The organism is Olsenella uli DSM 7084, from assembly GCF_000143845.1.
Classification (GTDB): Bacteria; Actinomycetota; Coriobacteriia; order Coriobacteriales; family Atopobiaceae; genus Olsenella; species Olsenella uli.
Genome location: NC_014363.1, coordinates 591,413 through 612,533, shown reverse-complemented (window position 1 = coordinate 612,533; position 21,121 = coordinate 591,413). Strand labels below are relative to the sequence as shown.

Genomic DNA, 21,121 nt, shown 5'->3' with positions numbered 1-21,121 from the left:
GCCTCACCTGTTATCACCCGCCGCCCACATGCCAGCGCCAGCCTGACACCAGGCCCCGCCCGGCGGCAACACCAGACGGCACACGGGGTCAGCTAGCGCTCGCAGAGCCAGAAGTGTGCCGAGAAGGGCGCGACCTCACTACCGCCGCCAAAGTCGTGGTCCTCGCCCGTGATCACGTCGATAGCCCGCCCGCAGCCGGCGTCGAAGTGGAAGGTATACGGCACGTCAGCCGCATTGACGGCCACGAAGAGCCGTTCGCGCTTGCTTTTGCGCTGGAACAGCAGTTGGTTGGGCTGGACCTCCACCTGGTGGTAGTCTCCCCACGAAAGGGCCTCCGACCCAGCGTGGCCCGGCACGCGACAGGCCGCAAGCGCCTGCAGCCAGTCAGTGAGCTCGTTCCACTGGGGCACATCCAGCGCGGGGCGCAGCTCATGGTCACCGGGACACTTCTCGCCCTCGATGCCCCACTCGCTGCCGTAGTAGACGCATGGGACGCCACACATGCCGAAGAGGAGCCCGTAGAGCGGACGCAGCTGGCGGGCGTCATCGAGCTTGGTCGCGATGCGCACCACGTCGTGGTTGTCGACAAAGTTCAGCAGATGGCGACCCGTGTAGAGGTTCCAGGGCTGGCTTCCGCTCTGGCGGTCCAGCGCATAGGCGACCTCATGCATGTTGTGGGAGTTCATGCTCGACCACAGGCCCTTGTAGGCCTCGTAGTTGGTCACGGCGTCGCAGAGGTCATCGCCCATCCACTGGTTGTAGTCGCCAAACAGGGTCTCGCCCACAAGCACGAACTTCGCATCCCTCTCGCCCAGACGCTCTGTGCGGGCAGCGCCAAGTTCGTCGGCGACCTCACGAAGGTAGCGCAAGAAGCCCTGGTCCAAGCAGTAGGCCACATCTAGGCGCAGGCCGTCTATGCCAAACTCGCGCTCCCAGCCCCGGATGACGTCGGCCAGGTAGGCATTGAGCTCGGGATTGGCGTGGTTGAGCTTCACCAGGGAGTCGACGCCCTCCCAGCATTCGTATGAGAGGCCGTCCCCATAGGCGTCGTCACCACCAAAGTCCACGTTGAACCAACCGGCATACGGGCTGGACTCACGCCGCCTGAGCACGTCCTCGAAGGCCCAGAAACCGCGTCCCACATGATTGAGCACGGCGTCGAGGAGAACGCGCATCCCTCGCTCGTGGGCGGCGTCCACCACCGCACGAAGGTCTGGGTTGGTGCCCAGGCGCCGGTCGACGACTGTGTAGTCGCAGGTGTCATAGCCATGTGAGCCGCTCTCGAACACCGGGTTCAGCATGAGGCAGCTGACGCCCAGGCGACGCATGTGATCGAGCCAACCGTCGTCGACCAGCTTCAGCAGACGTGGCGTGGGCTCGGACGTGCCGTCGTTCTCGTACGGGGCGCCCGTGAGCCCCAGCGGATACACCTGATAGATGACGGACTCCTCGTACCAGCTCATGCGAACTCCTCCCTATGGGCTCTCGGCCCTCCCATACGACCCACGTGCCACTCACGTGCGACCTACGCGCGACGCGTCTCGTTCGATATGACGCAGCGGTTCGCCGGAAGCCATACGCTACCCCACTCGAACGGCGTGCTGTCGGCCAGACGGACCAGCTGGTCAAGCTCGAGCACGGGTGCGTGCTCGTCGCACTCCAGGTAGCCCCCGCGCTTCTTGCCGGCGACGCGTGCCGTGTAGACCATCTCGGAGCGTCCGATCTCGCGTCCGCTCATGCGCTCGACCGCCGCGAAGAGCGACTCGCTCGAGAAGTCCACCTCCTCGAGCCCCGGGCAGGCGGAGAGGTTCAGGTGGCTCTCGATGAGCATGACCGCGCGGTGGCGCACGTAGCGCACACGGCAGAGGTAGAGGTAGTCATCTCCGGGCTCTATCTGCAGGTTCTCCGCACAGATCGCACCAGCACGCTCAACACGGCGCTCCACGACCCTGGTCTCGAACTCCACGCCCTGGGCGCTCATGGACTCGCCGAAGGAGAGCAGCCGGTTGCTGCTGGGACGCGCCATGACCGGCTGCACCACAAAGGTGCCCCGCCCGCGCTGCTGGACGAGGAGCCCCTCGTCCACGAGCTGGCGGATGCCCTTTTGGACGGTGCCACGCGAGAGGTGCAGCATGCCCATCAGCTCGTGCTCGGACGGGATGGGCTCGTCCACACCCCAGTCCTTGGAGTAGATCTTCTCGCGAACGAAGTCGGAGACCTGCACGTAGAGGAGCGCACCCTCTGACTTGTCAAACGTCGGCATCTACTCTTCGCCTCCCTGCATCGCCCGGCCGTCCCCCTGTGCGCACCGGCTGCCCACACGAACGCCCTGGCCGCTTGGCTGCACACCGGAGCCACCCCCTCGCGCGAACGTGCCTGCCGCATAGGCCGCGAGACTCTCGGCCATGAGGCTCTCGACCGCGTCGAACGCCTCGCGGAAGAAGCCGGCCGTGAGCATGGAGTACGCAGCTGCGCCGTCGATGTGGTCGCGGCGATTGGCCGCCACCACCTGGTTGGCCACCTCCACCGCGGCACGCACGTCCCTCTCGGCCACCGCATACTGGGGAAAGGCTGCGCACTGCGCCAGCAGGCCGGCATCGACCACGAAGGTCGAGCTGATGTCGAGCGTACGGCCAAAGGTGTCGAAGTCCCTCTGCTTACGGATGCGCGTCCGCTCCCCGGGCCTGATGCCGCGCTCACGGATGAACGCGTTGTTGCGCGCGTTGTAGACGTTGTCCGCCATCAGATGGCACCACGCGCCCAGCACCACGTCGGACACGACGCCCCGGGAGTTGCTAGGCCAGCCATAGCGCTCCCAGAACTCCTGGTAGCGAGGCTCGGGGACGAATGTGGGGTCTGCAAGGTGCGTCTCGGCGTACTCGAGCCTCCGGCTGACGTCCGTGACCATGTAGCCCACATACACGTCTGGCAGGACGTTGCCGAACAGGAAGGCGTTGGCGTCACGGATGCCCAGCTCCGCAACGTCATGCGTACGGAGCAGGGACTCCACGTGGGCGGTATGTATGTTCCAGCTTGGCATGGGACCTATCCTAACAGCTCGGGGGCTCCGCTGGCCCCAAGAGCTCCGCAAGTCGACCGCAACGGCCCGGTCGCAGACCTCGCCGCAGCCACCGACGCAGGCCCGGCCACGAGACCATCCGTAGGCCCGGCCACGAGGCCGTCAGCAAGCCTAGCCACGGACCTCACCGCCCGTGCTCCTCATGACCTTGGTCACGAGCCTGCCATGCGCCCGGTCGACCTCCTCCGAGGTGAGGGTATGGTCTGCCGCGCGATAGGTGAGCGAGAAGGCCATGGACTTCTTGCCGACGCCCACGCGTACCGCATCACGGTACACGTCGAAGAGTCGCACGTCCGAGAGGAGCTTGCCGCCGGCGCTCCTGATGCGCTGGACGACCTGCTCGAAGGTCATGGCCTCGTCCACGACGAGCGCGAGGTCGATGGAGACGCCGGGAAGCGTGGGGACGTCCTCGTAGGGAAGCTCGCGCTGTGCCAGGCGCAGGAGCGCGGCGACCGAGAGCTCGAAGGCGACGACGGGAACGTCGATGTCGAAGTTCTTGAGTGACGTGGGATGGATGTTGCCCACCCAGCCCAGAAGCTCGCCCTGGGCGATGACCTCGGCGGAACGACCCGGCTGCAGCCAGCCGTAGCGAGCTGGATCGGCCGCCTTGAAGCGGACCCTGACGATGCGCAGGGCATCCAGGAGACCCTCGACGATACCCTTGGCGTCGAAGAAGTCCAGGGGGAGGCGCTTGGCGCACCAGCTGTCATCAGACCAGGAGCCGCACATCGCAGCCGAGACGAACAGGGGCTCGTCGGGCTGGCTCCTGTGCGGATGGCCGAAGAAGACGCGACCGATCTCGTAGAGGTGGACGTTGTCCACGCCGTGGTCGATGTTGTAGGCGACGGAGCGGAGCAGCCCCGGCATCATGTCTCGACGCATCTCGGACTGGTCGGCCACAAGCGGCCTCATGATCTTGACGGGAACGCCCCTCCCCACCTCGTCCATGCCCAGAAGCTCAAGGTCGCGCGGGTCGGCGAAGTTGTAGGTGGACGTCTCGGCAAGGCCGCTCGCGCGCAGGGCGCTCCCGATGTCACGCAGGCGACGTTGCTCCACGGTGAGCCCGCCGGCATGGTTGCGGGCGGCAGGCAGCGTGGGCTCCACGTCGCCCTCGCCCCAGAGGCGCAGGACCTCCTCCACGAGGTCGATCTCGCGGACGAGGTCCGGGCGGTTGGTGGGCGCCACGACGTGCAGGGCGCCGCCGCACGCCTCGGCGTGGCCGACGGAGCATCCCAGGCGCTCGAGACGGCTGACCATGAACTCGTCCGTGATGGGGGCACCGCAGAGGGCGCGGACACGGTCGGGACGCAAATCCATCTCGGGGGCGGCGACGGGCGCAGGATAGGCGTCGACCATGCCCTCGCAGACCTGGGCCGCACAGCACTGCTCGAAGAGGGCGGCCGCGACGTCCGAGACGATGGCGCAGCGTGCCCCATCCACCTGGCGCTCGTAGCGGATGGAGGCCTCGCTCATGAGGTCGAGGTTGCGGCTGGTGCGAGAGATGTGCCCCGCATCGAAGACGGCGCTCTCCAGCAGCACGTCGACGGTACCCTCGTCGATGTCGGAGTCCAGGCCGCCCATGACGCCCGCGAGGGCGATGGGGGTCTTCCCGTCGTCGGTGATGACGGTCATGTCCGGCGTGAGCGCGCGCTCCTGCCCGTCCAAGGTGGTGAGGAGCTCGCCCTTTCGTGCGGCGCGCACGACGATGTGTCGCTTGCCTGCGCGCTTACCCAGCTTTCCCAGGTCAAAGGCATGTAGCGGCTGGCCGGTCAGGAACATGACGTAGTTCGTGACGTCCACGACGTTGTTGATGGGGCGTGCGCCACAGGCGATGACGCGCCTTGCGAGCCACTCGGGGCTGGGAGCGATCTTCACGCCCCTCACCACGCGCGCGGTGTAGCGACCGCAGAGCTCGGGATCCTCGATGTGCACGTCCACCAGATCCGCCGTGCGGCCGAAGTCCGCAGACTCCCCCTTGATGGCAGGCAGCTCGATGTGGGTGTCCCTGTCGAGCACTGCGGCGGCCTCCACCGCCATGCCACACATGGAGAGGCAGTCGGGACGGTTGGGCGTGATCTCGCAGTCGATCACCGTGTCGCACATGCCTCGGTACTCGGTGAAGTCGACGCCCACCGGAGCGTCTGGGGGCAGGATCATGATGCCCGAATGGTCGCCGTCAAGGCCCAGTTCGCGTGACGAGCAGTTCATGCCAAGGGACTCGATGCCCCTGAGCTTGCCTCTCTTGATCTCGATCCCACCCGGGAGCCTGGCGCCCACGAGGGCCGTCACGGTCTTGTCCCCCTGCTCGAAGTTCTGCGCCCCGCAGACCACCTGTAGCGGAACCGGCTTGCCGTCGGCATCGACGTTGCATGCCCCCACGTCCATCTTGCAGACGAACAGATGGTCGGAGTCGGGATGGGGGACCTTCTCCAGCACCTGTGAGGTAACGACGCCCCGTATGTCGGCGCCAAGGCGCTCCACCGCCTCGACTTCGGTGCCGGTCCGCACGAACTCATCCACGAGTTCGTGCGGGTCGTCCGGAACGTCGACCATTGTCTTGAGCCATTCGTAAGAGACGCGCATGTCTACTTGCCTTTCTCAAGGAGGGGCGGGCGTGACCCGCAGGGATGTCGGTGGGATGGGGCGAGGAGTCCTAGAACTGCCTGAGGAAGCGCATGTCACCGGTCATGAGCATGCGCAGGTCGGGCAAGTCGTAGCGGAGTGCCGCCACGCGCTCCACGCCGATGCCGAAGGCAAAGCCCGAGTACCTCTCGGAATCGATACCCACGTAGCCCAAGACGTTGGGGTCGACCATGCCGCAACCCAGGATCTCGAGCCAGCCGGTGTTCTTGCAGAAGCGACAGCCCTCGCCGTGGCAGACGCCGCAGGAGACGTCCACCTCGCAGGAGGGCTCGGTGAACGGGAAGAAGTGCGGGCGGTAGCGCGTGGCGCGGTCCCTACCAAAAATCTCCCGGCAGAAGTAGTCAAGCGTGCCCTTGAGGTCACCGAAGGTGATGCCCTCGTCCACTACCAGGCCTTCCACCTGCGTGAACTGCGGCAGGTGGTTGGCGTCGGCAGTATCGGGCCTAAAGACCGTGCCCGGGCAGACCATGTAGATGGGGGGCTTGCGCGTCTCCATGACGTGCACCTGGACGCCAGAGGTCTGGGTGCGCAGGAGCACGTCCGACTCGCCTAGGGCGTGGGTCTCCTTGCCCTCGGGGGCGTTGTCCACCACATAGAAGGTGTCCTTGGCCGAGCGGCTGGGATGGTCCTCGGGGGCATTCAGGGCCGTGAAGTTGTAGTAGGTGGTCTCGACGAAGGGGCCGTCTTCGATGGTGTAGCCAAGGCCGCAGAAGATGTCCTCGATCTCCTCGCGGATCTGGCTGATGAGATGCTGCGTGCCTGGCGCCAGCCGACGGCCGGGCAGCGTGACGTCGGCCGCCTCGGCGGAGATCTTGGCGTCGAGGGCAGCCTTGGCGAGCTGCAGCTTGCGCTGCTCGATGGCGGCCTGCACGTTGGCGCGCACCGTGTTGGCGAGCTGGCCCATGGCCGGGCGCTCCTCGGGTGGGACCTTGCCCATCGAGCGCATGATGGCCGTGAGCGAACCCTTCTTCCCCAGCGACGCCACGCGGATCCTGTCGAGCGCATCGAGGGTGTCCGCCCCGAGGACTCCCTGCTCGACCTGTGCTTGAATGGCCCTCAGGTCATCGGACATTGCCATCGCGAAACCCCTTCCAAAACAAAAAACCGTCCCAGGCTCAGTGCCCAAGGACGGATGTCTCCGCGGTACCACCTTGATTGATGCGCACGTTGTCTCTCGCGAGCACCCACTCGTTGAGTCCCGTGCCGTGGGACGTACGGCTCCCCTACTGGCACTCTCGCCAGGGTGCCTGGGCAAAGGCCCGGGAACAAGGCGAAAGGAACGTTCAGGTCGCGGCTGGTAGAGTGAACTCCGCCCATCAGCCCCCGTGGGAGCCTCTCAGCCGATGGGCTCCCTCTCTGTCCGTGGGCGACGCGACGATGCGGACCTCTCCGTCACTGCCTCGTGCCACAGGGTAGCACAGGCTGGTGCGTGGAAGCGCCAGCCTGTGCCAACTCACAGCATCTGAGGACCAATTGATGGCCAATGCGTATGACTGCGACGTATCGGAGAACTACAGCATGCTGGAGAAGTCCGCGCCACCATATGCCGCGCTGACGAGGTCGTTGAGGCTGTCGTCATCGATGGTCCAGCTGCCGTTGCTCTTGGTGAGCTTGACGGTCACGTCGTTGGAGACGGTCTCGGTAGTCTCGTCGAGCTTGCTATAGAACATCTCGAAGAACTTCTGAATCAGCGCCGTTTCGCCACCGTCGGTATAGATCTGTGCCAGTTCGTCGCGCATGTCGCTCGACTGGAACTCGTCCGAAGTGGCCTTCACGGCGGACTGAACGTCCACGTTGGTGAGGGAGAGCTCTGCCGTGGCGGTATCGCCGCTCGCACTCACCTTACCGACCGAGTAATCGAACTTGCTGAAGCAGTGACCCAAGAATTCGTAGATGTCGATGCCGTAGGTCTCGAGTTCCTTGAGGTCGGAGCTGCTGAGCTGACCGACGTACGGCTCCAAGGACTCCTTGGTGGGATTCTTGAAGGCGCCGAGCTCCGTGCTGATGCCGTCCTTGATGGCCTGCTCGTCATTGGAGCACGCAGTCAGGCCGATCATCAGCGTACTGGCCAAGACGGCGGTGCACGCCAGCGTCAGGACCCTGCTTAGCTTGCTTGTGATGGACATAATCCTCCTCCTGTGGACAGACAGGCCACGACGTATGAAAAACCAGCCACGATCCCCTCAGAGAAACCGCAGCTGGCTGCCATGCGCACAAGGCCCTATAGCTTTGCGTCCCCACCTTTCGATGGGTTTGCCAGGACATATTTTAGAGGAGAGGCAAGCTGACCACAAGATGGCTTAAAGGACGAGACACAAAGGGCCGGGCGGCCCCGATGGGGCCGCCCGGGCAGGTGGCCTGCCGCACGTGGGGGCGGGGGAGCCTACCCCTCGCGCCTGCGCAGGAGGGCGCCTGCGGCCACGGCGAGGCCGGAGGCGGCGAGGGCGGCCAGCGCGGGGGCGCCGGCGGCGTCGCCGGTCTGGGGCAGCCCGGTCGCGGCCTTGGTGGCGGCCTTCACGACCCTCTTGGGCACGTGGGCGTTGGTGATCGTGTAGCCCGCCGTCGCGTCGCCCGAGACCGAGGCCTCGTAGCCCCTCGGGACCGAGACCTCCCTGACCTCGTAGGCGACGTCCTTGCCGGCCTCCCTCATGAACAGCCCGGTCCAGGTGTGGGCCCAGCCGTTGGCGGCGTTCAGGGTGACCGGAGCGCCGAGCTCATGGCCGTTCGCGTAGAGCTGCACCTCGACCGAGGTGGGGCGCAGGCCGTCCCGGTCGTTGGCGTCGTCCCAGGCCTTGGTCACGGTGACCGAGGTCCTGCCGGGCGTGTGGGAGTTGGTGATGTCCGCGCCGTCGATGGTGGTCGCGTAGTTCGGGACCGCCTCCTCGGTCACTGTGTAGGCGTACTCGTGGCCGTCATCGGCGTACCTGGGGAGGCCCGCGAAGGAGTAGGCCCACGCGCCGGAGGCGTCGGGCGCGACCGTCCGGGAGAGGACCCTCGCGCCGTCGCGCATGAGGTTCACCGTAATCGAAGCGGGGCGGGCTCCGTCGCGGTCGTTATCGTCGTCCCAGGTCTTCGTCCCGGAGACCCCCACGGTCTCGGTGTTGACGTTGGTGATGGTGAAGCCGTCGGAGGCGTTGCCCTCGACGGAGGTCTCGTACTTGGAGCCGTCGACCCCCGAGACCTCGGCCTCGGTCACCGCGTAGGCGACCTCGCGGCCGTGGTCGTACCTGGGGAGGCCGTCGAAGGAGCCCCTCCAGCCGTTGCCCTCGTTGAGCCTGAGCTCCCTGCCGGTGTCGGCGCCGTCGGCGAGCAGCCTGACCGTGACCTCGGAGCCCGCGGGCCCGACCCACCTCTTCTCGACCGGGACGTCGACGGTCTCGGGGTCGTGCGAGTTCGTGACCGTATATCCCGCCGCAGCGTCACCGGTCACCGCCGAAGTGTATCCCAGCGGAACCGGATCTTCCTCCACCGTATAGGCGATATCGTTGCCCGATGCATCCTTCTGGTCAAGGCCCGTGAAGGAGCCCTTCCACGAACCGGCCGAATCGAGCGTCACTATTTTGCTGGTGGGCGCACCGTCGGCGAACAGCCTGACCTTGACCGAGGAGGGGCGGATCCCGTCTTGATCGCCGTTGTCGTTCCATGCCTTCTCGACCGCAACGTCGACCGTGGTCGGAGCGGCCTTATCGACGAACGTCTTCGTCACGCTTTTGGTCGTGAGGGGAAAGTCGGTGTCGATGACCGCTTGGTCGTCAGCCGCAAGATACCCCGATGGCGGAGTGGTCTCTTTGATGACGTAGCTATCGCGCAGAAGGCCTGACAGGCTCGCCTCGCCGGAAGCGTTCGTGGTCACCTGGCCGACAACCGCACCGGTGCGGGTGCGGACGATATCGAACACCGCGTTTGCAAGAGGGGCGCCCATCTCGTCGGTCTTCTTGATGTTGATCGTGTAGTTATATCCTTCTCCGGTGCCGCCAGCAGTCGGCAGAAGGTAATAGGCCTTGCTTTCCTTGCTTACGCCGTTGTCGGTAAGGGTCCCTTTGTTCTCGAACTTCTCTCCAGGGAGAGGCGTGTAGGAGATCTTGGTCTGGAAGCGCACCAGCAGCCCCTTGGAAGCGGGGATATGACCCAACCCGAGCTTGAACGTCGTGCCGGTGGAAATGAACTGGGGGAGGTACTGGCTGGTGACGTCGGTCTGGCCGACAAGTTTGTAGCTCGTGCCCTGCAGCTGCCAGGTGCCCTCGAACACCTCGAGCGAATCGGGATCGATCGACACGCCGGGGGTCAGGAGCGTGTCGTCGAGCACGGCATCCGTATATTCCTTGCCGTCCTGGTTGATCTTGATCTGCCAGACGCCCTTGGTGGTATCGAAGGCGTTCGCCCAGCCAGACTTGATGATGGGCAAGGCCGTCTCGACATGCACCGTGTAGTTGACGGAACCCGCCGGCACCGTCTCGCCGCTCACCACGGGGTTCACCGGCAGCACACCGGACTGGGTGTGGACGTCGCTATCGATCTGGGCGTTCACCGAGAAGTCGCCCGAGATGTCGGACTTGCCTTCCACGTAGTCCGTGTAGGTGAGGATGTACTTCGTGTTGGTGGGATCGGTCTTGCCTCTGGCGATGATGTGGTCGCCGTCTTTGATCACGAAGTCGGTCGGGGCGGCGCTCCTGAACCCGGCCGGCAGCTCTATGGTGGTGGTATCCCCCTCGTGCACCGTGAGGTTGGGGAGAACGTAGTGGAAGTGGATCTTGAACGCCTGCCAAGGACCGACGTTCACCGGCGTGGTGCCGGTGGAGGTGGTCACGTGGGCGTTCGTGACGACATTCGGAAGCTCGACGCGGGGAGACTGCGGCTCGGCGAGGGCGCGGCCTCCCCCCACGACCACTATCCCCACGGCAAGGGCGACCGCCAGAAGGTAGCGCAACCTCTTCAGTAACATCCTCATTTCCTTTCCCTTGTCCTCGCAGACGGGCACATCAGCCTGCGGGGGCAACAGCATGACCAGGAGAGAAGCAAGACGATCAAATGCGACTGTCACCAAGTGACAAGACAAGTCGAGCTGGCACGACACGGCACGCGCCGGCCACCTCGGGTAGGACCATACGTGGACAGCCCTGATTTCAGGATTGCGCAGGCCTCATGGAAGGGAGCGACATTGCCACTCCCCTGTCCGAAAAGACTACGGGTGGCTGCCGCTCCAGACCCCATAGCTTTGCGCCCCTGCCCTTCGATGGGTCTGTCAAGACCCATTCTAGAGGAGAAGGGAGCTGGCCACAAGATGGCTTAAAGGACGAGGCGCAGATGGGAGCGTCCCGACATCGGCACACCGAACGGTTCGCGTAACCTTACAATGCAACGGCATCGGCAAATGCAACGGTATCGACAGCGATTCGCAGAGAGTGCGAGGACATATCACATGAGGTCCCCAAACAGGCCCGGTCACGAGCACCTCAGGACAGGATGGCCCCCTCGCCGCATGCCCTCCACCTTGAGGGCCATACTCGGCGCAGAGCGCCTCGCACCCGACGAGCGCGCAGCCCTCTCGGCGTTGAACTTCCGCTGCGGTGCAGTGCTTGCCGCAATCACCATGCTCATGGAGACGTACCTGACCATCAACAACGTCCTGATGTCAAGGCACCCCCGAGTCGTCGAGTCCGTGGGTCGGGCATGGATCGCCTGGCACAAGGCAGCCTACATCACCATGTTCCTGAGTGCGGCGTTGCTGCTTGCGGGATACCTGTTCAAACGCCGCAGGGGGGCCATGCGCACGGACTCGCTGTCATCGCACCTCATCATCGGCCAGTTCGTCGTTGTGGCGATGGCCTTTGGGATACTCATCTCATATGGTGACCTGCAGCGCGGCAACGGGCTCTACGCCTTTTTCATCCAGATGGTGAGCATCGTCTGCATTTTTGCGATCAGGCCCGTCATACTCATCCCGGGCATCGCCCTGTCCTACGCGATCATGCTCTGCCTCGCCCTGCAGACCGACCACCTCAGCCACGGGACGGCGACCAACACCTTGGCCCTCGGCCTGGTGCTCATCGTCGCATGCTGCGTGAGATACTACACGCATATCCGCGACATCCGCCTAAGCTCTCAGCTCGAACGCTACTCCTACCACGACGTCCTGACGGGGCTGCGCAACGCACGCGCCTTCCGTCACGACATCCAAGGCCGCCATGGGCAGGACGTCACCATCGCCGTGATGGACGTCAACGACTTCAAGTCATGCAACGATCGTTTTGGTCACGAGACGGGCAACCGTACCCTCGCGCTGCTGTCGGCATCGGTCTCCATGGAACTCAGCCACGCCGAGCGTCTCTACCGCGTTGGGGGCGACGAGTTCGTCCTGCTTTCACCTGACATGGCCTCCGACGTCACTCGCCGACTCACCCGCGGCAGGCGTGTCTTCGAATCTAACACGAGTGCCGACGGCCTATTGATAGGCGGGCAGCCCCTGAGCTTCGCCTTTGGATGTGCCCGAGGGACCATCGACGGCATGGCCGACGTAGTGGCGCTCACGGACCAAGCCGATGCGGCGATGTACAGGGACAAGCAGAAGCAGGGCCAGGGGCACGGGCGGGAGTAGGGGTCGTCCCTATCCCACGAACGGCCATTCGCCACGGACGAGCGCCTCGATGGCCGCGGCAACCGCGTCGTCCCGGCAGGCGCCTATGTGCCAGCGTGCGGCTGCGGCGGCCTCCTCGGTCGCATTGGCAACGGCAACCGAATCGGGCACGTGCGCAAACATGCTGAGATCGTTGCCGGCATCACCGAAGACGACGACTTCGTCCAAGCTGATGCCCAGCGCCTCGACCAGACAGTCGATGCCCGACGCCTTGTTCCAGCCCTCAGGCATGACATTGACGTAGCCAAGCTCGGGGAAGTCGAAGTCAAGGCCAGGTATGTCACGGTTCAGCATGGCGACGAGGTCGCGTGTCGCGCGCTCGTCCGCACGGCGACCGTCGGCACCCATGAACACATTCGCCTTCGTTGCCGAGAGACCCGACAGGCCCACGGGTCCACCATCCCCGTCACTGCGGCAGGCATCGGCATACGCAGGAAAGATGGGCTCAAGGTCCTCGAGCCGGCCCTCCACCAAGACGGGCGTCGCGCCATCAAAGGCAACCAGGCCCGCTCCGCCTATGTCCCTGACGCAAGCGGCCACGACAGCAAGCGACTCCTCGTCGAAGTGGGCCTCGCGCAGCTTCCTCCCGTCGAGAAAGACCTGGTTGCCGTTGGTGGCGATGCAGGTCTCGCAACAACGCTCGTCCCCACCGAAGAGGGAGGGCATCCAGGCATGCCCACGTCCGCTGGCAGGTCCAACATGAATGCCCGCATCCCGTGCGGCGTGAAACGCCGCCACCGTACGGGCTGACACGCTCCTCTCTCCCTCGGGAAGGATGGTGCGGTCTATGTCAGCGAGGATGAGCTTGACTGCCACGGGTGCCTCCGGATTGACGATGCCGCAAGTCTGGCGCGGACACAGGCGGGACGGACGGTGCCGACGGCACCGCATAGGCCGAGGGCTGGCGCAGCGAGCATCGGACGTCGAGAGGGGATCCCCACGCCCACGCGCCGGACCGGCGCGCTACTGGACCAGCACGCCACCCACGTAGGTCTCCTCCAGTGTGAGGTCAAGCCCCAACACGTTGAAGTCCGCGCAGCGCCCGGGACGGATGAGGCCGCAGACGTCATCCACGCCCGCCGAGCGTGCCGGTATCTCGGACCCCATGCGGACGGCCTGCTCGGCCGTGACGATGCCCCAGTCCACCAGGTTCTTGACCTCCTGGGCGACGCAGGTGACGGAGCCGGCGATCGAGCCCATCGTGTCGTCCTCCAGGATGAGGTGCGCCAGGTCGTCACCAAGGCGTATGGGAAGGTCACCCAGCACGTAGTCGCCATCGGGCATCCCCGCGCACGCCAGGGCGTCCGAGACTATCACGGTGTGCTCCCAGCCCTTTGCGTCGACGAGCGCCTTGACGGCACCTGGCAGAACGTGCTTGCCGTCGCAGATGACCTCCGCGTAGGTGCCCACCGTGCTCATGGCGGCGCCCACGAGACCGGGGTCCCTGTGATGCAGGCCGCTCATGCCGTTGTAGGTGTGGACAAAGCAGCTGGCGCCTGCGGCGACGGCGGCAAGGGCCTGCTCATAGCTGGCGTCGGAGTGCCCGAGGACGCACGCGACGCCCAGGTCGGCAAGGGTGGCACAGTATTCCTGCGAGCCCTTGCGCTCGGGCGCGAGCGCGCTCTTGCAGATGAGGCCGTGCGCGGCCTCCTGCCATTCCCTGAAGGCCTCGACGCTTGGGTCGAACATGTGGGCGGGGTTCTGCGCCCCGCAGTGCCTCTCGGTGAAGAACGGTCCCTCGAGGTAGATTCCCTCTATGCGGGCACCAGGGAAGTCGTCGTCGCGCGATTCGCTCGCCTCGTAGACGCTCGCGCATGCGGAGGTGATCTGCGCGCGCGGCTGTGTGAGCGTGGTAGGCGTCCAGGACGTGGTGCCCCGACGGGCGAGCGCGAGCGACGCCTCGTTCACGCCAGCCGCATCGCAGTCCATGACGTCGTGGTCGGCCTGCCCGTGGATGTGGGTGTCGACGTAACCGGGGACCACCCAGCGACCACCCCTGTCGACGACCTCCATCCCTTCGGGCGCCTCGGCGGACCAGGTGCCGAAGACACCTCCGGAGATCACCAGGTAGCCACCCGTAGCGACATATCCGGGCAGTACGAACCTGTCAGCCTTCACTGCATAGTCACTCATGAGCGTCCCTCCAAGACAAGACGGAGCACAGGCATGTCCTCTCCCATGGTACAGGCTGGAGGCCCGACGGGGGAGGACGGTCCGCCCGGCCATCAGGGCACGGCCGCCCATCGCCATGTCCCCCGTTCTCGGCATGTCAGGCGGGCGGTCGGCTATGCCTGCGCGAGGACGAGCCTGACCCCCAACCCCTCGGTCTGACCGGCGACGATCCCGTCTGGGTCGCGGTCCATCACGATGGCCTCGAAGTCACCCGGGCCGGCGAAGCGCATCAGGCCGCCCGCGCCGACCTTGCTCGCGTCGATGAGGCAGTAGCGCCTTCCGGCGGCGTGGAGCATCTCGTGCTTGAGCTGGGCCATGCTCTGGTAGTCGGTCATGAAGCCCCGCTCGGGCGCAAAGGCGCCGGGGCAGAGGAAGGCGGAGTCCGTACGCAGGCCCGCGAGGGCCGCGAGGGCCAGGGGGCCACTCGTGTAGCGGTGCGCCTTGCGCAAAAGGCCGCCAAGCAGCACCACGTCACAGCCGGGCATGGAGCGGTCGACGTACTCGGCGATGGTCAGATCCGCCGTGACGATGGTCAGCGAGCTGTGCGACGAGAGCGCCCGCACGAACTCGAGGGCCGTGGTTCCCGAGTCGAGCAGGAGCGACTCGCCGTCCGACACCAGCCGCGCCGCCTCGTGCGCGATCGCCCGCTTCGCGCCCGCGTTCACGTTGACGCGGCGCTCCTGCACCGACACCGTCAGCTGGCGTGACAGCGACACGGCGCCCCCATGTGTACGGCGGAGCTTGCCGGCCCTCTCAAGGGCGTCAAGGTCCCCGCGCGCCGTGACGCGCGAGACCGAGAAGGCCTGCGCCAACTGGGACACCCTCACCGTGGACTCACGATCGAGCAGGGCGAGGATCGCCGCACGACGCTCGTCGATGCCAAGGCCACTCCCCCGGGCCTCAAGCGCCATAAGATACCCCTCCCCTACGCGTATGCCATGCCATGGCATGAGGCGTCTCATGTGATGGGAATGTGTTCCTTTTACTTTTCTAAAGGGAAAGTATAGTACTCTCCCTTCACTTTCCTTTTGTGACGGGCAAGCGCCGGCGCTGCGGCACCCCAATCGTCCTCCCATGGATTCTATGGTCATCGTACAGCAAATTCTCCGTAGCGCACTCCATGCTTCGAACGGCATGCGCCATGGGTCAAGGCAAAGACCTTTGCTTTTCCTTTCACTTCCCTGGCCAATCGACGAAAGACGAGGGAAACGTGTGCCACGGCCCACCGAGCCCGTCCCTACAATGAGGCCAGACACACGCCCAAGGTCCGGCGACCCAGAGGCCGGGCGACCCGAAAGGTCCAGTGCCCGAAAAGCCCGACGAACGCCGGACGCAGACGAGAAGGAGAGCGACATGCTTGCCACCACCAAGGAAATGCTCCTGGACGCACAGGCCGGACACTACGCGGTCGGCGCATTCAACGTGGAGAACCTCGAGTTCGTCATGGCGGTCATTCGCGCGGCCGAGGACCGCAGGTCGCCGGTCATCATGCAGACCACCCCGGGCACCGTCAAGTATGCCAACCTGGACTACTTCGCCGCGCTGTGCAGGGTCGCGGCAGAGGAGGCCAGCGTCCCCGTCGCCATCCACCTGGACCACGGAGACGGCTTCGGCCGCTGCGTGCAGGCCATGCACGCTGGGTACACCTCGGTCATGATCGACGGCTCCCATGTGCCCTTCGAGGAAAACGTCGCCCTGACCGCCTCCGTGACCAAGGTCGCCGGACCCGTCGGCATCCCCGTGGAGGCCGAGCTCGGCAAGGTGGGCGGCAAGGAGGATGACGGCCCCGCGGTCGAGGGAGAGAGCCCCTACACCGATCCCGACCAGGCCGAGGAGTTCGTCGCGCGCACGGGCTGCAGCTCGCTCGCCGTCGGCGTTGGCACGGTGCACGGCATCTACAAGGGCACCCCGCACATCGAGCAGGGCATCCTCTCGTCCATCCGCGAGCGCCTGGACGTCCCCTTGGTGCTGCACGGTACCTCGGGCGTCCCCGATGACCAGGTAGCCGAGGCTATCAGGAACGGCATCTGCAAGGTGAACTATGCCACCGAGCTGCGTCAGGCCTACACGCGCGGCTTCATGGGCTACATGGAGGAGAACCCCAGCTGCTTCGACCCCAAGAAGCCCGCCGCTCCCGGCATGGACCAGATCTTCGCAGTCGTGGCGTCCCATATGGACAACCTGGGCTCCACCCGCAAGGCCTAGGTCCCTCTCGACCAGGCGAGCCGCAGACACGAGCAAGCAAGCCGTAGCAGACCGGAGAGCCATCATGATCTACACCCTTACGCCCAATCCCGCCATCGACATGAACGTGACGGCGGACTCGGTCGAGAAGAACGTGGTCTCGCGTACCCGTGACGCGGTCTACACGCCCAACGGCAAGGGGCTCAACGTCAGCTTCACGCTGCAGCACTTTGGCATACGGGCGCCCATCCTGGGCTTCTTCGGCGGCTTCTCGGGTCGCTACATCATCGATGGGGCACGGGGGCGTGCCTGCGAGGCCCATCCCGTGATGGTCGACGGCATCACGCGCATCAACACCTTTGTGACCTGCGGACCAGACGAGTACAAGTTCCCCAGCGCCGGCTGTGCCGTACCCCGTGGGAGGCAGCTCAAGATGCTGGAGCTGATCGACGGTCTCGCCGACCTCGAGTGCCTTGTGGTGTCCGGCTCGCTCCCGCCCCAGATCGAGCCCACGTTCTACGACGAGGTGATTCACCACGTCCACGCCCGGGGCGCAGAGGTCGTGCTGGACACGAGCCATGCGCGCCTGGCCGAGCTCGTGGAGAAGAGGCCGCTGCTGATCAAGCCCAATGACGAGGAGGTTGCGGCCATCTTCGGCGTCGACGTGAAGAGCGAGGCCGACATCGTGTCCGCCCTGCGTCTGATCCATGAGCACGGCTGCAAGAACATCCTGCTCACCTTGGGCGAGAGGGGCGCGTACTTCTACGACGGGGCACGGGTCTGGCGCGCAAGTGCCGCCCGGGTCGAGGTGTACTCCACCGCATGCGCCGGCGATGCCACGCTTGCGAGCTTCCTGTCCCTGTGGTTCGCCGACCGCGAGAACGTCGAAGGCGCGCTGCGCCGCGCCATGGCGACCGGCGGCAGCGTCGCCATGTGCGCCGGGCTCGGCGACTTCGCCAGGGTCGCCGAACTCGAGGGCCAGATCCGCGTGGAGGTCGTGGCATAAGGCCTGGCGTACGGCGCGCGGCGTCTAACCGTGCGGCACGTGGCATCCGGTTGTACGCACGTAGAGGCATGCAAGCGAAAGGGGTCCGGCGCAGACGCGCCGGACCCCAGGCCATGCCAGGTGCTGATGCGACGACGTCCGTCGCGTCGCTAGGATGCTAGTCGAGACCGCTGTTGATGCGGGCGGCTATGGATGCGGTGTCGACGTCGGCAAGGGTCTCGTTGCGGAACTTCTCGTCCATCAGCATGACGGCGACCTTGGAGAGAAGCTGCAGGTGGGTGGTACCCGCCTCGCCACCGGGGACGCAAAGCGCGATGGCGACCCTGATGGGCTTGCCGTCCATGGACTCCCACTCGACGTCTCCGGCAAACTTGACGACCATGACGGAGGCCTGCTTGATGGCCTCGCTCTTGGCATGCGGAATGGCGAAGCCCTCCATCATGCCCGTGGTGCCCTCGGCCTCGCGAGCCTTGAACGCATCCAGGACGGCCCGCTCGTCCTCGGCAATGCCGAGTGCGACGGCCTGCGCCGAGAGGAAGGCGAGCGCCTCATCGACGGTCTTGGCGGGATTGTCCAGGAATACGTGGGATGCCTGCACGAAGTCACTCATTGGCGCGCTCCTTCAGTCGCTTCCAGTCACTACTCGACGGCCTCGCTACTCGACGACCTTGTTGCCGTTCCTCTTGTACTCGGACGCCTTGAAGACCGTGTACAGGATACCACCAACGACGGCGCCGATCAGGATGGCGATGACCCAGAGCAGCCCGCCATCGACGACCGGCAGAACCAAGAAGCCGCCATGCGGGGCGGGATCGTGGACGCCGAAGAAGATGGTGAGGATGGCCGCGATGGAGGAACCCAGCATCATGATGGGCATGACCGGCCAGATGTTCTTGGTCATGAACGGGATGGCGCCTTCGGTGATGTGCGTGCAGCCCAGGATGAGGTTGACGATGCCGGCGTCATGGTCGGACTGGGAGAAGTACTTCCTGCCGACGATGACGGCAAAGGTGGTGATCAGTGGCGGGACGATGCAGGCGGCGGAGACGGCTGCCATGAAGTTGGTGCCGAAGTTGTACGTGTCGGTGCCCACGCCTGCGGTCAGGGCCTCGGTCAGGAGGGCGGTGCCGGTGACGTAGGCCGCCTTGTTGACGGGACCGCCCATGTCGAAGGCGCACATGCAGCCGATGGCCAGGCCCAAGACGACGGGGCCGGAGTCGGAGAGGCCCTTCAGGAAGTCCATCATCGCGGTGTTGATCGTGGCCATGGGACCCGAGATGCCCAGCATGACCAGGCCGACGACGAAGGTGGAGAGCAGCGGGTACAGGAAGATGGCCTTGAGGCCGTCCAGGTTCTTGGGCATGCCGGAGAGGAGCCTTTCCAGGCCCAGGACGACATAGCCGGCGAGGAAACCGCCGACGATGCCACCCAGGAAGCCAAAGCCCACGCCACTGCCTCCGGCGTCGATGAGGCCCGTCTCGGGCGAGACGGGCAGGCCCTGGATGGCGATCATGCCGGCGACGAAGCCAGGAACGAGCGCCGGGCGCTTGCCGATGGACTCTGCGATGTAGGCAGCGAGCACCGGGACCATGAGGTTCATGGCGATGCCGCCGACGATCTTCAGGCAGGCCGCAAAGCTGTTGTAGTCGGCCGCGGTGGAGTCGAAGGAGGTGATGCCCCACAGGAACGAGACCGCCGTGAGGACGCCACCCGCGACGACGAAGACCAGCATGTGGCTGACGCCGTTCATCAGGTGCTTGTAGATGACATGCCCGACGGACTCCTTCTCGGCCCCCTCGTCGGAGGCCGAGGCGCTGGCGACCTCTTCGGCGAGCTCGCCCTCGGGCTTCGCGGCGAGGGCACGGTCGATCAGGCCCTCGGCCATCTCGACGGACAGGCACTTGGAGACGCCCACGGAAACCAGGGGCTTGCCCTCGAAGCGCTCTGCGTTGACGTCCTTGTCCGCAGCGATGACAACGGCCTTTGCGGCCTTGATCTGGGCGGGGGTGAGCTCGTTCTCGATGCCTACCTGGCCGTGGGTCTCCACCTTGATGGTCAGCCCCTTTGCCGCCGCGGCATCCTCGAGCGCCTTCTTGGCCATGAAGGTGTGAGCGATGCCTGTGGGACAGCCTGTCGCGGCGATGATGTCATAGGTCTCTTCAGCCATCTTCACTTCCCCTTTCTTATTGTTTACCGACAATTCCACCACAATTCTAGCAAGGCCCTTCCACAGGTTGCGGCACAATATACGTGCTCGCAACCAACGCCCTCTCGCATGGGTCGGCCCCGGCCGCGAGCCAGCCCCTCGGCCGCACGCAGGCCCCGACCGCACGCAGGCCCACAGCTACTCGCCAGCCTTCTGCAGGGCTGCGAAGGCGACGCCGTACATGCCCGCCTTGTTGCCCAGAGAGCACGGCAGGATCCTGGTCGACGCGCAGGATGCCAGGCAGCGAGCCCGAAATGCCGAAGAGAGGCGAACTGAGAACTGCTCGAAGCCGCCCGCGACGCCGCCTCCGATGAGGAACACCTCGGGGTCGATGACGCAGGAAATCTGCGCTAACGCGAACCCCAGGTAATCGCACATGGAATCGATCGCACGCACGGCAGCCTCATCACCTGCGCGCGCCGCCTCGAACACGGTGAGGGTGTCGGTGTCATGCCGAACGCGCGCGCCCTCGATGCCGCGGCGCGCGAGCTCCTGCCGATACAGACGGACGATGCCCGTGGCGGACGCGTACTGCTCCAGACAGCCCTTGCGACCACAGCCGCAGGTACGCTCCTCCTCGGGGTTGACCGTGACGTGGCCGATCTCCCCCGCGGCACCGGACGCCCCCGAGACGAGATGGCCACCTGCGACCACACCACCACCGACGCCCGTGCCGAGCGTCACCAGCACGAAGCTGCCGACGCCCTTGGCAGACCCCTGCCAGAGCTCGCCCAACGCCGCCGCGTTCGCGTCGTTCACGAAGGCCAGGGCCGCGCCCGAGAAGTGGCTGACGATGGCATCCTGCAGCCCGTCGGGGTCGAGCTCGATGTTGGGGAGCATGCCCACGCGGCCCTGGTCGTCCACGGGACCAGGCACGTCAAGGCCAACGGCACGCACGTCCCCCTCGTCCACGTCGTTGACGGAGCAGAGCTCGCGCAGCCCGGTGACCACCCCGGCGAAGGCCTCCGCGCACACGAGCGAGCCCGTGGGGATCTGCCTGACGTCCAGGAGCCTGCCACCCTCGGCAAAGAGGCCTGCCTTGATGGAGGTTCCGCCAATGTCGATGCCCAAAACATGTGCCATTGCTGCCTCCCGCTACGATCGGTGCCATCCCAGAGGGGTCGGGCGAGCGTCCGACACGCGCCCGGCTCAGGGTCAGTATCCCACTTGGCACAGCCAGGCGGGCCGATCAACGCT

General features: G+C 65.5%; 16 protein-coding genes and 1 riboswitch. Of the genes, 3 read left to right on the top strand and 13 right to left on the bottom strand.

What is annotated here, in order from left to right; genetic code table 11:
* Positions 1–92: 92 nt before the first annotated feature.
* The 7 genes from OLSU_RS02710 to OLSU_RS02680 form a co-directional block, all read right to left on the bottom strand.
* Positions 93–1,463, bottom strand: a complete 1,371-nt coding sequence (locus OLSU_RS02710) for an alpha-amylase family glycosyl hydrolase (protein ID WP_013251415.1) — start codon at positions 1,461–1,463, stop codon at positions 93–95.
* Positions 1,464–1,525: 62 nt separating this feature from the next.
* The gene (locus tag OLSU_RS02705; protein ID WP_013251414.1) at positions 1,526–2,263 is read right to left on the bottom strand and encodes a GntR family transcriptional regulator; all 738 of its coding nucleotides are present in this window, start codon (positions 2,261–2,263) and stop codon (positions 1,526–1,528) included.
* Positions 2,264–3,040: a hypothetical protein gene (locus OLSU_RS02700; protein WP_013251413.1), complete on the bottom strand. Its 777-nt coding sequence runs from the start codon at positions 3,038–3,040 to the stop codon at positions 2,264–2,266.
* Between the two features lie 150 nt (positions 3,041–3,190).
* Positions 3,191–5,662: a phenylalanine--tRNA ligase subunit beta gene (gene pheT / locus OLSU_RS02695; protein WP_013251412.1), complete on the bottom strand. Its 2,472-nt coding sequence runs from the start codon at positions 5,660–5,662 to the stop codon at positions 3,191–3,193.
* Between the two features lie 70 nt (positions 5,663–5,732).
* Positions 5,733–6,800: a phenylalanine--tRNA ligase subunit alpha gene (gene pheS, locus OLSU_RS02690; RefSeq protein WP_013251411.1), complete on the bottom strand. Its 1,068-nt coding sequence runs from the start codon at positions 6,798–6,800 to the stop codon at positions 5,733–5,735.
* A 433-nt stretch (positions 6,801–7,233) separates the two neighbouring features.
* A complete protein-coding gene (locus OLSU_RS02685; protein WP_013251410.1) occupies positions 7,234–7,848 on the bottom strand; it encodes a hypothetical protein in 615 nt (204 codons plus the stop codon).
* Positions 7,849–7,912: 64 nt separating this feature from the next.
* Positions 7,913–7,990, bottom strand: a riboswitch (cyclic di-GMP riboswitch).
* A gap of 115 nt (positions 7,991–8,105) precedes the next feature.
* Positions 8,106–10,664 (bottom strand): Cna B-type domain-containing protein, encoded by a 2,559-nt coding sequence (locus OLSU_RS02680; RefSeq protein WP_013251409.1) that lies wholly within the window; start codon positions 10,662–10,664, stop codon positions 8,106–8,108.
* 477 nt (positions 10,665–11,141) lie between these two features.
* On the opposite strand from OLSU_RS02680, the gene OLSU_RS02675 reads away from it, so the two are divergent.
* Positions 11,142–12,317, top strand: coding sequence for a GGDEF domain-containing protein (locus OLSU_RS02675; RefSeq protein ID WP_013251408.1), 1,176 nt, complete (start codon positions 11,142–11,144; stop codon positions 12,315–12,317).
* Positions 12,318–12,326: 9 nt separating this feature from the next.
* Here OLSU_RS02675 and OLSU_RS02670 read toward each other — a convergent pair whose 3' ends face one another.
* The 3 genes from OLSU_RS02670 to OLSU_RS02660 form a co-directional block, all read right to left on the bottom strand.
* Positions 12,327–13,172 (bottom strand): HAD family hydrolase, encoded by an 846-nt coding sequence (locus tag OLSU_RS02670; RefSeq protein WP_013251407.1) that lies wholly within the window; start codon positions 13,170–13,172, stop codon positions 12,327–12,329.
* 147 nt (positions 13,173–13,319) lie between these two features.
* Complete coding sequence (nagA, locus tag OLSU_RS02665) at positions 13,320–14,489, bottom strand: N-acetylglucosamine-6-phosphate deacetylase (protein WP_013251406.1); 1,170 nt, start codon at positions 14,487–14,489, stop codon at positions 13,320–13,322.
* 152 nt (positions 14,490–14,641) lie between these two features.
* Positions 14,642–15,439: a DeoR/GlpR family DNA-binding transcription regulator gene (locus OLSU_RS02660; RefSeq protein ID WP_013251405.1), complete on the bottom strand. Its 798-nt coding sequence runs from the start codon at positions 15,437–15,439 to the stop codon at positions 14,642–14,644.
* A gap of 442 nt (positions 15,440–15,881) precedes the next feature.
* Here OLSU_RS02660 and OLSU_RS02655 point away from each other — a divergent pair, with 442 nt between their 5' ends.
* Entirely contained in the window at positions 15,882–16,733 is an 852-nt protein-coding gene (locus tag OLSU_RS02655; RefSeq protein ID WP_013251404.1) for a class II fructose-bisphosphate aldolase, read from the top strand.
* A 64-nt stretch (positions 16,734–16,797) separates the two neighbouring features.
* Complete coding sequence (locus tag OLSU_RS02650) at positions 16,798–17,718, top strand: 1-phosphofructokinase family hexose kinase (RefSeq protein WP_013251403.1); 921 nt, start codon at positions 16,798–16,800, stop codon at positions 17,716–17,718.
* A gap of 157 nt (positions 17,719–17,875) precedes the next feature.
* Here the strand turns inward: OLSU_RS02650 and OLSU_RS02645 are convergent, their stop codons facing one another.
* The 3 genes from OLSU_RS02645 to OLSU_RS02635 all read right to left on the bottom strand — a co-directional run bounded on the left by OLSU_RS02645 (position 17,876) and on the right by OLSU_RS02635 (position 21,007).
* Positions 17,876–18,328 carry a fructose PTS transporter subunit IIA gene (locus tag OLSU_RS02645; protein WP_013251402.1) on the bottom strand — a complete coding sequence of 151 codons (453 nt, stop codon included), beginning with the start codon at positions 18,326–18,328 and terminating at the stop codon, positions 17,876–17,878.
* 45 nt (positions 18,329–18,373) lie between these two features.
* Positions 18,374–19,885, bottom strand: a complete 1,512-nt coding sequence (locus tag OLSU_RS02640; RefSeq protein WP_013251401.1) for a PTS fructose transporter subunit IIC — start codon at positions 19,883–19,885, stop codon at positions 18,374–18,376.
* Positions 19,886–20,062: 177 nt separating this feature from the next.
* Positions 20,063–21,007 carry an ROK family protein gene (locus tag OLSU_RS02635; RefSeq protein ID WP_013251400.1) on the bottom strand — a complete coding sequence of 315 codons (945 nt, stop codon included), beginning with the start codon at positions 21,005–21,007 and terminating at the stop codon, positions 20,063–20,065.
* Positions 21,008–21,121: the final 114 nt, after the last annotated feature.